Annotated in this window: 13 protein-coding genes; 3 read left to right on the top strand and 10 right to left on the bottom strand. The window is 65.2% G+C overall.

What is annotated here, in order from left to right; all coding sequences use genetic code 11:
• Nucleotides 1-2 precede the first annotated feature (2 nt).
• Complete coding sequence (gene galE, locus IP86_RS18845) at nt 3-1,013, top strand: UDP-glucose 4-epimerase GalE (RefSeq protein ID WP_054163968.1); 1,011 nt, start codon at nt 3-5, stop codon at nt 1,011-1,013.
• Nucleotides 1,014-1,216: 203 nt separating this feature from the next.
• Here galE and IP86_RS29440 read toward each other — a convergent pair whose 3' ends face one another.
• From IP86_RS29440 to IP86_RS18820, 5 genes are all read right to left on the bottom strand, one after another.
• A complete protein-coding gene (locus IP86_RS29440) occupies nt 1,217-2,035 on the bottom strand; it encodes a helix-turn-helix transcriptional regulator (RefSeq protein ID WP_054163967.1) in 819 nt (272 codons plus the stop codon).
• Nucleotides 2,036-2,202: 167 nt separating this feature from the next.
• A complete protein-coding gene (locus IP86_RS18835) occupies nt 2,203-2,799 on the bottom strand; it encodes a hypothetical protein (protein WP_156332550.1) in 597 nt (198 codons plus the stop codon).
• Between the two features lie 476 nt (nt 2,800-3,275).
• The gene (locus IP86_RS18830) at nt 3,276-4,403 is read right to left on the bottom strand and encodes an acyl-CoA dehydrogenase family protein (RefSeq protein ID WP_054163965.1); all 1,128 of its coding nucleotides are present in this window, start codon (nt 4,401-4,403) and stop codon (nt 3,276-3,278) included.
• 12 nt (nt 4,404-4,415) lie between these two features.
• Nucleotides 4,416-5,603, bottom strand: coding sequence for an acetyl-CoA C-acyltransferase (locus tag IP86_RS18825; RefSeq protein WP_054163964.1), 1,188 nt, complete (start codon nt 5,601-5,603; stop codon nt 4,416-4,418).
• 42 nt (nt 5,604-5,645) lie between these two features.
• The gene (locus IP86_RS18820) at nt 5,646-7,340 is read right to left on the bottom strand and encodes an acyl-CoA synthetase (RefSeq protein ID WP_054163963.1); all 1,695 of its coding nucleotides are present in this window, start codon (nt 7,338-7,340) and stop codon (nt 5,646-5,648) included.
• Nucleotides 7,341-7,500: 160 nt separating this feature from the next.
• On the opposite strand from IP86_RS18820, the gene IP86_RS18815 reads away from it, so the two are divergent.
• Both IP86_RS18815 and IP86_RS18810 read left to right on the top strand, forming a co-directional pair.
• Complete coding sequence (locus tag IP86_RS18815) at nt 7,501-8,499, top strand: AraC family transcriptional regulator (RefSeq protein ID WP_054163962.1); 999 nt, start codon at nt 7,501-7,503, stop codon at nt 8,497-8,499.
• Nucleotides 8,442-9,566 carry an alpha/beta fold hydrolase gene (locus IP86_RS18810; RefSeq protein ID WP_349509538.1) on the top strand — a complete coding sequence of 375 codons (1,125 nt, stop codon included), beginning with the start codon at nt 8,442-8,444 and terminating at the stop codon, nt 9,564-9,566. The genes IP86_RS18815 and IP86_RS18810 overlap by 58 nt, the downstream gene beginning before the upstream one ends.
• A 123-nt stretch (nt 9,567-9,689) precedes the next feature.
• Here the strand turns inward: IP86_RS18810 and IP86_RS18805 are convergent, their stop codons facing one another.
• The 5 genes from IP86_RS18805 to IP86_RS18785 all read right to left on the bottom strand — a co-directional run.
• The gene (locus tag IP86_RS18805) at nt 9,690-11,348 is read right to left on the bottom strand and encodes an ABC transporter ATP-binding protein (RefSeq protein ID WP_054163960.1); all 1,659 of its coding nucleotides are present in this window, start codon (nt 11,346-11,348) and stop codon (nt 9,690-9,692) included.
• Nucleotides 11,345-12,184 carry an ABC transporter permease gene (locus IP86_RS18800; RefSeq protein WP_054163959.1) on the bottom strand — a complete coding sequence of 280 codons (840 nt, stop codon included), beginning with the start codon at nt 12,182-12,184 and terminating at the stop codon, nt 11,345-11,347. Before IP86_RS18800 ends, IP86_RS18805 begins: the two co-directional genes overlap by 4 nt.
• A 12-nt stretch (nt 12,185-12,196) precedes the next feature.
• Entirely contained in the window at nt 12,197-13,219 is a 1,023-nt protein-coding gene (locus IP86_RS18795; RefSeq protein ID WP_054163958.1) for an ABC transporter permease, read from the bottom strand.
• Nucleotides 13,216-14,805: an ABC transporter substrate-binding protein gene (locus tag IP86_RS18790; RefSeq protein ID WP_054163957.1), complete on the bottom strand. Its 1,590-nt coding sequence runs from the start codon at nt 14,803-14,805 to the stop codon at nt 13,216-13,218. Before IP86_RS18790 ends, IP86_RS18795 begins: the two co-directional genes overlap by 4 nt.
• Before the next feature lie 79 nt (nt 14,806-14,884).
• On the bottom strand, nt 14,885-15,515 hold a 631-nt coding region (locus IP86_RS18785; protein WP_245290664.1), incomplete at its 5' end, for a thiamine pyrophosphate-dependent enzyme.

Raw genomic sequence — 15,515 nt, 5'->3', positions numbered from 1 at the left:
CCATGATCTTGCTGACCGGAGGCGCAGGCTACATCGGGTCCCACGTTGCGGTCGCGCTGCTCGATGCCGGCCTCGACGTGGTCGTGCTCGACAATCTGTCCAACAGCAACCCGGCGTCGCTGGCGCGCGTGCACTCCATCTGCGGCAGACAGGTCCATTTTCAACAGGCGGATGTCCGCGACGAAGAGGCGGTCTATCAGGTTCTGAAGAATTACAGTGTGACCGCGGTCATTCACCTCGCCGGCCTCAAGGCAGTCGGCGAATCCAACGAGCGGCCCCTGAGTTACTACGACAACAACGTGGTCGGATCGATGCGGCTGCTCGCTGCCATGCAACGGGCCGGCGTCGCGACCATCGTGTTCAGTTCGTCTGCCACCGTTTACGGCGCCCCCTCCTACCTTCCGCTCGACGAGTCGCACTCATTGGCGCCGACCAACCCGTACGGCCGCACCAAGTTCTTCGTCGAGGAAATGCTGAGGGACATGCATGCTTCCCGAGGGGACTGGCGTATCGGCATCTTGCGCTACTTCAATCCGGTTGGCGCCCACGAGAGCGGACTGATCGGCGAGGATCCGCTCGGCGTCCCGAACAACCTGATGCCCTTCGTGGCCCAGGTCGCCATCGGACGGCGGGATAAACTCACGGTGTGGGGAAGCGACTATCCGACGCCTGACGGCACCGGGGTGCGGGACTTCATCCACGTCTGCGACCTGGCGGAGGGCCATCTCGGCGCCCTCAGGCAACTGAAGGAACCCGGCATCCTCACCCTCAATCTCGGTACCGGCGAAGGCAGCAGCGTGCTGCAGGTCATTCGCACCTTCGAGGCCGTCAGCGGCCGCTCCGTGCCCTACGAGATCGGCGAACGCCGGACCGGCGACGTCGCGGCCTGCTACGCCGACCCGTCGCTGGCCAGGACCGTCATGGGATGGAAGTCGACCCGCTCGCTGATGCAGATGTGCGCCGACCACTGTCGCTGGCAGTCGATGAATCCCGCCGGTTACGCCGGCGCCTGATCCCGTTCCGCACCGGCAGGAGACACATGGAAGTCGATCGACGCCTTCAACATCACGCCACCCCGTATGGTTGACGTATGATGCTCAAGTCGGATCGCGCCTGGCTCTGGACCTCGATGGTCCTTTGGTCGATGCCGGCGCCGCGAAGATCGATATCATCGCCCATCATGCGAGGCTGCCGACGCCACCGTCCGCCCCTCGTTCTACCGCATCGCTGACGTGAGAGCGGCTTTTCGATCGAGCGCCCAGATCGCCGCTTGCGTTCGATTGGATACTTGGATCTTCCTAAGGATGGATTTCATATGAACTTTGACGGTCGCTTCGGTGATCCCGCATTCACGGGCGATCTGCTTGTTGGAAAGGCCCCTGACCAATCCATCAAGGATCGATTCCTCCCGGGCCGACAGCATGGGGAACTGTGACGACTGACCGGATGCAGGAAGCGTCGATCCGACAGGATCGAATGTCAGGGCGAGATCCTCCTGTTCGGCGCCCGCACTCGCGTCTTGCTCGGCCATATCCACCATCGCAGCCGGACCGTCGAGGCTCTGCTCCTTCCGTTGATGCGGCTCGGCTTCACGCGCGCTTCGCATTCCGGTCTTGGCCGCGCCATCTGTTGAGGCTTCGCCGTGAATCAATATGCGCCCGCTGCCCCACACAATCAGCTTCAGGGTTCGCACCAGCAATTCCCGGGACACTCGAAGAGGAATGCAACCGTCGATCGATGCCTGTCCGAGCTGCTGCAGTTGTTGGGGAGGCAACTGATCGAACAGCAGCACGACCTTGCAGGCCGGCCATTGCTCGCGGACTTTGGACAGATCCTTCAAAGCACGTTCGGTGCTTTGAATGCAGATCAACAGCAGCTCAGGATCGTGGTTGGCTAATCTGTTCTGGCCGGCTTCTTCGATCGAGCCGAATGTAGCGACGACATTGAAGAGGAACTCCTCGATCAGATGCGATATGCCGACTCGCAGCAGCTTGTGAGGGCCAACGATGACAGTTGAAATCGATCTCGTCTGCATAAGACCCCCGCCCGACTATCAAGCACGACAACACGATGGAGGACCTAATGAAGCATCGAACTTCATGGCACGCAGCCACGGACCACTACTCACCGGCCGATCGCCACCTCCGTACATTCTCAACCAGTCGAATTCGCCAGATCGAACTCCAAGCAGTTCACCAGAATTCAATGCCGACGATGCCCCCCCTTTCCGATCACTGAACTACTCGTCCCGCTCTCGTCCCTGAAGACGTTCCCCTCATGGAAGAAGGCGCTCTCCAGACGCATACTCCGATCTTTCGACCAGTTCCCAGACTCGAGAGTTCCATCAATCACCAATTCACTCCGCCGAGCCGGCGTGTTGGGTTCCGAACGAGGAACGGTCTCGTCGAGAGTAAAAAGTCGAACATTGTCCTCGACGACGAGGTCGATCGATCTCATCAGCAGGTCATGAGACACATGCAGCGACACGCAGCCATCGATCGGCGTACTGCAGAGGCGACGCATCTCTTCAGAAGAAAGCACATCGAACAGGAAGACCACTTTGCCACCAGGGCAAGCAGCAAGCATCACCTCCGCGGTGGCCACCGCCTGGTCGACACTCTGTCCACTCAGAATAGTCAGATCGACGTCATCCAAGGTTCGATGGACGTCGTCGAATTTGTGAATTGTGGCGAAGGTGCCGATGATATTGAACGAATGCGGGACGAGAAGCGACGACAGGATGTCGCGCACGAGACTTTGCGGCTCGACTATCACCGTATTAATTGATCTCTGCGGCATGAAAACGCTCCGCTTACTGATGTTCCAAAAAGTCTTCGCCTAATTACGGTACCCATCTTGCCACAAAGATCGAAAAATTGCCACGAAAAATCAACATAATTGATTAACTCTGCTGGGCTTGGCATCACGCGCTCTCTGCATCTGCCACCGAGCAGAGCGACACATTCAAAGGCTTGTATGAACGGCACGGCGACACGACGGTAGATCACCGGTGCTACCGGATGCTCAGGCGTCGGAACTGTGATAAGCGTTACGCAAGTCTGCTCAAGGCGGGTCAGAGCAACTGATCAATACAGGCCGCCATCCGGCCAAGGCGCGGGCGCCCCGGTGATACTCCCAGAACCGAGCGGCGAATTCTCAGGCAGCCCGCTGGGGCGTCTTTCACCATCGGGTTAAGAAGAGCTGCGGCATCGGCCGCAGGGTTGCCGGCGCCGAGAGGCGATGGTCGCAGATCCGACGCCGACCTTCGATTGCCGTTACAGATTGCGCGAGATCACGATGCGCTGGACGTCGCTGGTGCCTTCGTAGATCTGGCAGACGCGAACGTCGCGATAGATCCGCTCGACCGGAAAGTCCTTCAAGTAACCATAACCGCCGAGCGTCTGGATCGCCGACGAGCACACTGCTTCGGCAACCTCGGAGGCGAACAGCTTGGCCATCGAGGCTTCGGTCAGGCACGGCAGCCCAGCCTCGCGCAGGCTGGCGGCGTGCAGCACCATCTGCCGCGCGGCGGCGATGCGGGTCGCCATGTCGGCGAGCCGAAACGCCACCGCCTGATGCTCGATGATCGGCTTGCCGAATGTGACGCGGTCGCGCGCGTAGTCACGTGCCGCCTCGAACGCGGCGCGCGCCATGCCGACGGCCTGCGACGCGATGCCGATCCGGCCGCCTTCGAGATTCGACAGCGCGATCTTCAGCCCCTCGCCCTCGGCGCCGAGCCGCAGGTCAGCGGGAATCCGCATGTCGTTGAAAGCGAGCTGGCAGGTGTCGGACGAATGCTGGCCGAGCTTGTCCTCGACCCGCACCACCTCGTAGCCCGGCGTATCGGTCGGCACGATGAAGGCGGTGATGCCCTTCTTGCCGGCGGTCGGATCGGTGACGGCGAACAGGATGATCAGTTGGCCGTTCTGCCCCGAAGTGATGAACTGCTTGGCGCCGTTGATGACGTAATGATCGCCGTCACGGCGCGCGGTGGTGCGCAGGTTCGAGGCGTCCGAGCCGGCCTGCGGTTCGGTCAGCGCGAAACCGCCGATCCATTCGCCGCTGGCGAGCTTCGGCAGAAAGCGCTGCTTCTGCGCGTCGGTGCCGAACTTCAGGATCGGCATGCAGCCCACGGACGAATGCACGCTGACGATGGTCGAGCACGCGCCGTCGCCGGCGGCGATCTCTTCGAGCGCCAGCGTATAGGCCACCATGCCGGTGTCGGAGCCGCCATAGGCTTCCGGCACCAGCATTCCGAGGAAGCCGAGCTGGCCCATCTCGGTGAGTTCAGCGCGCGGAAAGGCGTGCGCGGCATCGCGCGCCGCCGCGGTCGGAGCCAGACGTTCACGCGCGAAGTCGCGCGCGGTGTCGCGGATCTGGGTCTGCAGTTCGGTGAGGATCATGGCGCGCTCACCTCACGACAGCCGCTCGACCGCGACCGCGGTGGCTTCGCCGCCGCCGATGCACAGCGAGGCAATGCCGCGCTTGAGGTCGTACTTCTCCAGCGCCGCCAGCAGCGTCACCAGTACGCGCGCGCCGGAGGCGCCGATCGGGTGGCCGAGCGCGCAAGCGCCGCCATGGACGTTGAGCTTGTCGTGCGGCAAGCCGAGATCGTGCATCGCCGCCAGCGCCACCACCGCGAACGCCTCGTTGACTTCGAACAGATCGACGTCGGCGAGCTTCCAGCCGGTGCGCTCGCTCAGCGTGCGGATCGCGCCGATCGGCGCGGTGGCGAACAGCGCAGGCTCGTGCGCGTGGGTGGAATGGCCGGCGATCGCGGCGAGCGGCTTGAGGCCGCGCTTGTCCGCTTCGGAGCGGCGCATCAGCACCAGCGCGGCGGCGCCGTCGGAGATCGACGACGCGTTCGCCGCCGTTACCGTGCCGCCCTCGCGGAACGCCGGCTTCAGCGTCGGGATCTTGTCGAGCTTGGCCTTCAGCGGCTGCTCGTCGGTGGTCACGGTTACTTCCGACTTGCCGGACTTCAGCGTCACCGGCGTGATCTCGCGGGCGAACGAGCCGTCCTTGATCGCTGTCTGGGCGCGGGTCAGCGAGGTGATGGCGAAGTTGTCCTGCGCTTCGCGGGTGAACTGATAGGCCTGCGCGCAGTCCTCGGCGAAGGTGCCCATCAGCCGGCCCTTGTCGTAGGCATCTTCGAGGCCGTCGAGGAACATGTGGTCGATCACCCGGCCATGGCCCATGCGATAGCCGCCGCGGGCGCGGTCGAGCAGATACGGCGCGTTGGTCATGCTCTCCATGCCGCCGGCGACCGCGACGGTCGCGCTGCCGGCGATCAGCAGATCATGCGCCAACATCGTCGCCTTCATGCCGGAGCCGCACATCTTGTTGATAGTTGTGCAGCCCGCCGACAGCGGCAGGCCGGCACCGAGCGAAGCCTGCCGCGCCGGGGCCTGGCCCTGACCGGCCGGCAGCACGCAGCCGAACACGACTTCGTCGATCGCGTCCGGCTTCAGCCCGGCGCGCTCGACCGCGGCGGTGATCGCGGCCGAGCCGAGCTGCGGTGCGGTGGCATCCTTCAGCTCGCCCTGAAAGCCGCCCATCGGGGTGCGCGCGGAGCCGACGATAACGATAGGATCGTGGGTCATGGGAGATCTCCCTGCGTTTGGTTTGTTTTATGAGTTCGTTTCTCAGGCCGCCGAGGACGTCGCGCCCTGCCCGTCGCGCAACTGATCGGTCTCGCGCTTGCGCAGGATGAAGCGCTGCAGCTTGCCGCTGGGAGTCTTCGGCAACTGCTCGAGGAACTCGATCTCGCGCGGATAAGCGTGGGCCGACAGCCGCTTCTTGACGTATTGGCGCAGCTCCTCGGCCAGCGTCTCGGACGGCGTCACGTCCTTGGCGAGTACCACATAGGCTTTGACGATTTCGGTGCGCTCGGGATCGGGCTTGCCGATCACCGCCGCCTCGACCACCGCCGCGTGCTCGATCAGCGCGCTTTCAACGTCGAACGGGCCGATCCGATAGCCCGACGAGGTGATGACATCGTCGGCACGGCCGACGAAGCTGATCGAGCCGTCCGGCTCCAGCTCGACGGTGTCGCCGGTGCGGTAGTAACCGCCTCCGATCGCCGGCGTCTCCTGCTGCCAATAGCCGGAGAACCACATCAGCGGCGAACGCGTGAGATCGACGCTGAGGATGCCCGGCACGTTCGGCGGCAGCTCGTTGCTCTGCTCGTCGAGCACCGCGACGCGGAAGCCGGGCATCGCCAGACCCGCCGAACCCGGATGCACGGTGTGGCGCAGGCGGTGGTGATTGTTGACCACCATGCCGAGCTCGGTCTGGCCATAGTGATCGTGGATCGGCGCGGCGAGATGCTCGGCGAACCAGCGGATCACTTCCGGATTGAGCGGCTCGCCGGCGCTGCTGACGACGCGAAGCTGGCCCTTCACCGGCGCGGCCGCCTCAGGCCCCGCCGCGATCAGCAGCCGATACGCAGTCGGCGCGCCGGCCAGATTGGTGATGCCTCGGCGCTTGATCAGGCCGTAGGTGCTCTCGGCGGTGAACGGTCCGTCGTAGAAGGTGGTGGCATGGCCGAGCAGCAGCGGCCCGGTGACCGCGTAGTACAAGCCATAGGCCCAGCCTGGATCGGCGATGTTCCAGAAACTGTCGTCGGCGCGCAGGTCGACCGCGTCGCGCATGTAGGAATAGAACGCCGGCAGCGCGTTGATCGGCACCGGCACGCCCTTCGGCAGCCCGGTGGTGCCGGAGGTCGACATCATGAGGAACAGATCGGTGCCCTTGCGCAGCACCGGCTCGAATGTCGCCGACTTCGACGCAATCTCGGCATGAAAATCAAGGTCGCCGAGCGGCACGCTCTCGCCAGGCCGCGTCACGACCGCCACGGTCGGACAATCGACCACGTCGGCGAGCTTGGCGCGGTTGGCCGGATCGGTGACGACCAGCTTGGCGCCGCTCATCTTCAGGCGATGCTCGATCGCCTTCGGACCGAACGCGGTGAACAGCGGCTGATACACCGCGCCGGCGCGCCAGGTGCCGAGGATCAGCGCCAGCAACTCCGGCGTTCGCGGCAACATGCCGGCGACCACATCGCCGGGTTTCACGCCTTGGGCCACAAGGAGATTCGCGACGCGCGCCGCATAGTCCTTCATCTGGGCGAAGCTGAAGGACGCCGTGCGGCCGTCCTGGCTTTCCCAATCGAGCGCCACGCCGCCGCCCGCGACATGACGGTCGCAGCATTCGATGCAAACGTTAATGCCGTTCGCAAAGTCACCGTCGAACAGCGCTTCGAGATCCTCGCGGCGAAACCGCGCCAGGGCGTCGGCATAATCCTCAGCGGCTGCGGCCGCAGCGTGGGCTTTGCTCATGGTGTTTCTTCCCTTGTCGTCTCTTGCCCTCGTTGTCGGCACGAGGGTCTGGCGCACGTCGATCCACGGCCGGATTAAGCGGCGGAGTCCTGTGGCTTTCTAGGACCAAAATGACCTAGAAATGTGATCGGTTTTGCCACTTCCGGGAGAGGACCAGCGGATGGAGCGGCGCACGATCTCGCCTCTGTTTGTCGAGGAGGTGGCCGACTGTCTGCGTCGTGCGGGCATCGCGCCCGAGCCGGTGTTCGAAGCCGCCGGCCTTCCCGACGCCGTGCGCGAGCGCGTCTCCGCCGCGCAGTTCGGTGCGTTGTGGCTGGCGGTGGCGGCGGCGATGGACGACGAATTCTTCGGCCTCGGCGGACGGCCGATGCGGCCGGGCTCGTTCACGCTGCTGTGCCACGCGGTGCTGAATGCCGGCACGCTGCAGCAGGCGCTTAACCGCGCGCTGCGCTTTCTCAAAGTCGCCTTGGACGATCCGTCGGGCGAATTGCGCGTCGAAGGCGACCTCGCCCGCATCGTGCTTTACGACAAGGCCGGGCCACGCTCCGCCTTCGCCTATCGCACCTTCTGGATCGTGGTGCACGGCGTCGCCTGCTGGCTGGTCGGCCGGCGGCTGCCGCTGCGCCGGGTCGATTTCGCCTGCGGCCCGCCGGCAGTGGCGGCCGACTATCGATCGTTCTTCGGAGCGCCGGTGCGGTTCGGTCAGCCGGAAAGCGCGCTGGTGTTCGACGCCCGGTTTCTGTCGCTGCGCACCAACCGAACCGAGCGGGCGCTCAAGGAGTTTCTACGCCTTGCGCCGGCGAACATTCTGGTGCGCTATCGCCACGACGCGACGCTGACCGCCGCCATCCGCACCACGCTCCGCGCCAGGCCGCCGACGGCGTGGCCGAACTTCGAGACGCTGGCGAAGCAGATGAAGATCCCCGCCTCGACGCTGCGCCGTCGGCTGCGCGCAGAGGGCCAGACCTACCAGACCATCAAGGACGAGATCCGCCGCGCGCTCGCGATCCGCTGGCTGGCCGAGAACCAGAAGCCGGTCGGCGACATCGCCGCCGACCTCGGCTTTGCCGAGCCGAGCGCCTTTCACCGCGCCTTCAAGAAGTGGATGGCCCGCAGCCCCGGCGCGTTCCGCCGCGAGTCCGTGACCGTTTCGTCCTAGCCGCTGCGTCCTCGAGGAGAAGCCGCGGTCCTAAATCAGGGCCTAGCTATTTTTACCCGGATATAATTGACGGGACGTCTCAGCAGGCCTATCAGGCTGCGGGACGCAATCGCGGCCGACCTCGCAGCAGCGTGCTTTTCCTGGAAGGAGACCACACCATGCCGCTCGTGAAGGCCAATGGCATCGAACTGGCCTGGGACGCGTTCGGCGATGAGACCGATGAAGTCATTCTGCTGATCGCCGGGTTGGGCACGCAGATGATCCGCTGGACCAAGCCGTTCTGCGAAGACCTCGCCGCCAGGGGGTATCGCGTCATCCGCTTCGATAACCGCGACGCCGGCTGCTCCACGCATCTCGGCGCGGCGGCTCCGCCGGACTTCGGAGCGCTTGCAGCCGCGCTGATGGCGGGGCGCCGACCCGACGTGCCTTACACGCTCGACGACATGGCAATGGACGCGATCGGCCTGCTCGATGCGCTCGGCATCGCGCGGGCCCACATGGTCGGACGGTCGATGGGCGGCATGATCGCGCAGATCCTCGCAAGCGAGCACGCCGACCGGGTTGTTTCCCTCACCTCGATCATGTCGAGTACCGGCAATCCGGCCCTGCCGCAGGCGGCGCCGGACGTCATGGCGCTGATGCTGCGGCCTGCGCCCGGTCCCACCGTCGACCCCGAGGGCTTTCTGGCGGCCCGCCTCGCCTTCGCGCGCCGGATTGCCGGAACGGCCGCGGCGTTCGACGAAGCCGAACATCGCGCCGTTCTGCTCGACGAGGCGGCGCGCGGCTACGATCCGGCCGGCACGTCACGGCAGATTGCCGCGATGGCCGTCGCCGGTGATCGGCGCGCGCGGCTCAAGACGATCACGGCGCCGACATTGGTCATTCACGGCACCGACGACGCGCTGATCCCGGAGGCCTGCGGCCGCGACACGGCGCTGTCGATTCCGGATGCGATCTATGTGCCGATCGAAGGCATGGGGCATGACCTGCCGACGCCACTCCACCCACGCCTGATCGAAGCGATCTGCAGTGTGGCGGCCGCAGGATCGCAGCCCGCTCGACGATGATGCCTCACCCCGATCATGACGCGACGTTCAAACGCACATGTCGGAGCGGCGGCTCCGTCGCGGGCAAACATCGTCCGCTGTCGGCAGAGCTGACAGCGACCTGTTGTCTCACAGAGCAAACAACTACGCAGTCATCATGTCCGGTGTCGCGGCGGCCTGCGGCCCGGCGAACAGGCTGCGGCCCGGGATCGCGTCCAGCAAGGCGCGGGTGTAGGCGTGCTGCGGTGATGTGAACACCGACTTGGTATCACCCTGCTCGACGATTTCGCCGCTGCGCATCACCACGATGCGATCGGCGATCTCCGCGGCGACCCGCAGATCGTGGGTGATGAACAGCATCGCGAGGTTCATCTCCTCGCGCAGCTCGGCGAGCAGATCCAGGATCTGCGCCTGCACCGAGACGTCGAGCGCCGACACCGCCTCGTCCGCGACCAGCACCATCGGCTTCAGCGCCAGCGCCCGCGCGATGCAGATGCGCTGCCGCTGGCCGCCGGAGAACTCGTGCGGATAGCGTCCGGCCGCGCTGGCCTCGAGGCCGACCCGCGCCAGCAGCCGTTTCGCATCAGCCATCGCCTCAGCGGGCGGCACGCCATACGCCATCGGCCCGCGCGCGATCGCGTCGCCGACCTTCTGCCGTGGATCGAGCGCGGCGAACGGATCCTGAAACACGATCTGCACCTTGCGGCGCATCGCCCGCAGCTGGCCGCCGCGGAGCTGCAGGAAGTCGGCGCCGGCGAAATCGATCGCGCCAGCATCGGGCTCGATCAGCCGCATGATGATGCGGCCGAGCGTCGATTTGCCGGAGCCGGACTCGCCGACCACTGCGACCGTCTCGCGCGGCCGCAGGCTGAGCGCGACGTCGCGCACCGCGACGACGGTCCGATCGGGGCGGAACAGCCCCTGCCCGGTAACGAAGGTCTTGTTGAGGCCGTGCGCGTCGAGCAGCGGCTCGCCCTCGATCTTGCGATCGACCTCCGATGCAGGCCGCGAGCCCGGCACGGCGGCGATCAGCGCCTTGGTGTAGTCGTCCTTCGGGCGCCGCAGAACTTCGTCGACGCTGCCCTGCTCGACCACGCGACCGTTGCGCATCACTACGACGCGGTCGGCGATGTCGGCGACCACGCCGAAATCGTGGGTGATGAACAACACGCCCATGCCGCGCTCGGCCTGCAGGCGGCGGATCAACGCCAGAATCTGTTTTTGAGTCGTGACGTCGAGCGCGGTGGTCGGCTCGTCGGCGAGCAGCAGCGCCGGATTGTTGGCCATCGCCATCGCGATCATCACGCGCTGACGCTGTCCGCCGGAGAGCTGGAACGGATAGCTGCGCACCAGTGTCGCCGGGTCCGGCAGGCCGACCGCCCCGATCAGTTCCAGCACCCGTGCATCCAGCTCGGCGCGGCTGGGGCGCGGCGCAGCGTGCACCAGGATCGCCTCGGCGATCTGCTGGCCGACCCGCGCCAACGGATTGAGCGCGCTGAGCGGCTCCTGGAAGATCATCGAGATCGCACCACCACGCAGGCCTCGCATGGTGTCTTCGTCGGCGTGGGCGAGATCCTGACCACGAAACCGGATCGTGCCGGCGCCAATCTCGAGGCTCGGCGGCAGCAGGCCGAGCACGGCATGCGCGGTGATCGATTTGCCCGAACCGGACTCGCCGACCAGGCAGACGATCTCATTGCGCCCCACGCTCAGCGACACATCGGAGACGGCGTGGCTGCGATCACCGCCGTGCGGCAGTTCGACCGACAGATGCTCGACGGACAGCAGGGTTTCGTCGCTCATGCGTTGCGCACCTTTCGCGCGATGCGCGGGTTCAGCGTGTCGTTGAGGCCCTCGCCGACCAGATTGATCGCCAGCACCGTAAGCAGGATGGCGACGCCGGGAAACACGCTCATCCACCACGCCTGCCGGATCACCGTGCGCGACGCGCCGATCATCAGGCCCCACGACATCAGGTTGGGATCGCCCAGTCCCATGAAGCTCAGCGCGCTTTCGATCAGGATCGCGGTCGCGATCGTCAGCGAACCGGTGACGATTATCGGCGAGATCGCGTTGGGCAGGATGTGGCGCAGCGCCACCATCAGCGGTGCCTGTCCCTGGCACACCGCCGCCTGCACGAACTCGCGGCCGCGCAGCCGCAGGAATTCAGCGCGCGTCAGCCGCGCCAGCGGCGGCCAGCTCACCGCGCCGATCGAGATGATGACGTTGGTGAGTGTCGGCCCGATCGTCGCGACCAGCAGGATGGCGAGGATGAAGCCCGGAATGGTCTGGAACAGCTCGGTGATCCGCATCATCAGATCATCGACCCGGCCGCCGAAATATCCGGCGATCGCGCCGATCGTCACGCCGATGCACAGCGCTGCGAGCGTCGACGCGACCCCGATCGTCAGCGACACCCGCGCCCCGTACGCAATGCCCGCCGCGACGTTGCGGCCGAGCATGTCCGAGCCGAGCGGCAGTCCTTCGCTGGCCGGCGGCTGGAAAGGAGCCCCCACCATCTCCCAGGGATCATCGGGAAACAGCGTCGGCGCGCAGATCGCAAGGATCACCACGGCCAACAGAATGATCAGTCCGATCACGCCGGTCGGGTGGCTCAGGAAGGTCTTCAGCCGATCCATCTCAACCTCCGCTCAGGACGCCGCACGCAGCGACACGCGCGGATCGACGATCCGGTAGATCGTGTCGGTGACGAAATTCAGCAGGATGACGATCACCGACATCACCAGGAAGATGCCGAGCATCAAAGGATAGTCGCGTTGCAACACCGCATCGAAGGTCAGCCGCCCGAGACCGGGCCAGGCGAACACCGTCTCGATCACCACCGCGCCGCCGACCAGCGTTCCGGCCTGCATGCCGGCCACCGTGACGACCGGCAGCACCGCGTTGCGCAGCATGTGGCGCATGATGATCTGGCCGCGCTTCAGGCCCTTGGCACGCGCGGTCTTGATGAAATCCTGATGCGCGACGTCGATGATCGCCGACCGCATCAACCGCGCGTAGATCGCCATCAGCACCGCACCGAGCGACACCACCGGCAGCACCATGTGGGCGGCGATATCCCGAGCACGTTCGAACGGCGTCATCGGCACGCCGATACTGACGTAGCCGAACGCCGGCAGCCAGTCGAGTTTCACCGAGAACAGCAGCACCAGCATCAGACCGAGCCAGAACACAGGCATTGCGTAGAGCAGCAGCGACACGATCGTCAGCGCCGTATCCGACCATTTGCCGGCGCGGACGCCGGCCAGCGTGCCGAGCGAGACGCCCGCCGCGAGCGACAGCAGGAACGCGCTGCAGGTGAGCAGCAACGTCGCCGGCAGCCTCTCGCCAATCAGCGACAGCACACTGCGCTGCTGCCGATAGGAGTAACCGAGGTCCAGCGTCACGATCCGTTTCAGGTAGATCGCGAGCTGCACCGGGTACGGCTTGTCGAGGCCGTACTCCGCACGCAGCTGAGCCAACATCTGCTCGTCGGCCGATCCGCTCTGCCCGGCCATCACCTGCGCCGGATCGCCGGGCGCCGCATGCACCAGCACGAAGTTGAACGTGGCGATCACCAGGACCACCGCGACGAACCGCGCCACCCACTGGGCGATCGCTATCGCGATCGCCACGCCGCGGTTGCCGGTGATGGACAGCGCCAGCGCCCTCATCCGAACGAAACCGTCCCGAAGGTGTCGTGCACGCCGATCGCGGTGGTCACGACGTTCTTCAGCCGCTTGTCCATGAAGTTCGGATAGTCGATTTCGAGCAGCCAGGCGACCGGCACCTCCTCGACCATGATCTTCTGCAGGGCGCTGTAGGCCTCCTGGCGCTTGTCGTCGGAGGTCGCGACGGCGGCCTCCTCGAACAGCCTGTCGACTTCCGGATTGTTGTAGCCGCAGGTGTTGGAGAACAGGATGCCCTTGCGGATGTTCGACGACACGTAGCTGCGCGACACGCCGAGTGCCGGATCGCCGAACTGATAGACCGTGGTCGTGGTGGTGGAGAAATCCCAGTTGCTGAACTTGTCGGCCCAGCCGGCGACATCGATCCCCTGCAGCTGCAGATCGATGCCGACGCGGGAGAGCGACTGGCGCAGGAACTCGGACGTCCGCTGATGGGTCTCGCCATAAGGCGGCACCAGAAACGGAATCGACACGCGCTTGCCGTCGGGACCGGGCTTCAGCCCCATTTCGTCGAGCAGCGCCTTCGCCTTGTCGGGCGAGTAGTCGTAGTTCTTGACGTTCTTCTCGTAGAACTTGGTCTTCGACGACACCGGGCCGGTCGCGACCTTGCCGAGGCCGAAATAGATCCGGTTCAGCAGCGCCTTACGATCGATCGCGTACATCACCGCCTGGCGGAAGCGCTTGTCGTTCATCGGGGCGATGCGGGTGTTGAATTCGAGCCAGGTATGCGGCGCGAAGAATTCGTAGCCCTTCGTGGTCATCGTCAGGTTCGGCAGCTTCGACAGCCGCGGCACCTCGAACAGCTCGACGTCGGTCCACTGCGTGAGCTGGACCGTCCCCTGCTCCAGCGCCACCGAGCGCGAAGCGGAGTCCGGAATGACGCGGTAGATGATCTCGTCGAGATACGGCTCGCCCGGACGATAATAGCCTTCGTGCCGGACCAGATGGACGTGCGAACCGCGTACCCATTCCTTCAGCTTGAACGGGCCCGAGCCGATCGCCTTGGCGTTAGCCGGGTTCTTGCGATAGTCGGTGCCGTCGTAGATGTGCTTCGGCACGATCGGCGCGGTGGTGCAGTCGAACGCGGTGAGGAATGGCGCAAACGGCGTCTTCAGCTTGAACACCACGGTGAGTGGATCCGGCGCCTCGGCCTTCTCGATGCGCGAGAAGGTGTTGCGCGCCCGGGCGTGGTTCTCCATCAGAATCTTCGTGATCGAGAACACCACGTCTTCCGAGGTGAGCGGTGTGCCGTCGTGGAAGGTGATGTTGGGGAACAGCTTGAACGTGTAGGTCAGCTTGTCGGGCGAGATCTCCCAGGACTGCGCGAGGCCGGGGATCGGCTTGAGATCGAAATCGTAACGCAGCAGGCTTTCGTAGATCTTGCCGCCCAGCGTCAGCGTCGGCTGCTGCTGGTTGAGCGCCGTCACCAGGATCGGCGGCTCCGGCTGGATGATGGTGTTGAGCGTACCACCCTTGGTCTGGCCCGCCGCGCGCGTGATACCCAGCGGCATGCCGCCGATGCCGAGCGCGCCGGCCATCAGGCCCAATTTGGCGAATTCACGTCTGTTCATGCCATCCCCCGCGTTACAAGAAGTTGAAACTGATCGATCGTCCATGAGGTCGCTGATCGTGACGAAGACAATCGCCGCATCAGACCATCGCCTCGATGAGATAAGGGCCACGCCGTGTCAGCGCCGCGTCGAGCGCCCGGCTGAATTCCGCCAGTGTGGTCGCGCGGCTCGCCTCGACGCCGAGGCCCTGCGCCATCTTGGTCCAGTCGAGTTCGGGCTGATCAAGCTGCAGCATGCGCTGCGCGTTGCGGCCCGGCGTCTGTGCGCCAACCTTGCTCATCTCGCCCCACAAAGTTGCGTAGGAGCGGTTCGAGAACACGATGGTCAGCACGTCGAGGTTCTCACGGGCGTGGGTCCAAAGCCCCTGCACCGTGTACATGCCGCTGCCGTCGGCCTGCAGGTTGATCACCTTGCGGCCCGGGCATGCCACGGCAGCGCCCGCCGCCATCGGAATGCCGATCCCGATCGCCCCGCCGGTGATCTGCAGATAATCGTGCGGCGCCGCGTCGTAGGAATAATCGAAGAAGCCCGACGAGGTCAGCGCCTCGTCGCACACGATCGCCTGCTCCGGCAGCCGCGATGCGACCAAGCGGTTGACCATGTCGGCCGTCAGCGCGTCACCGGCAGCGGCCGTCGGCGCGGCGACGGCGAACGGCTTGACCGCAACCGGCTCGCTCGGCGCGTTGACTTCGTCGGCCAGCCATTCCAGC

Origin of the sequence: Rhodopseudomonas sp. AAP120 (assembly GCF_001295845.1) — a bacterium.
Lineage (GTDB): Bacteria > Pseudomonadota > Alphaproteobacteria > Rhizobiales > Xanthobacteraceae > Rhodopseudomonas.
This window is presented reverse-complemented; position numbering and strand designations above follow the sequence as displayed.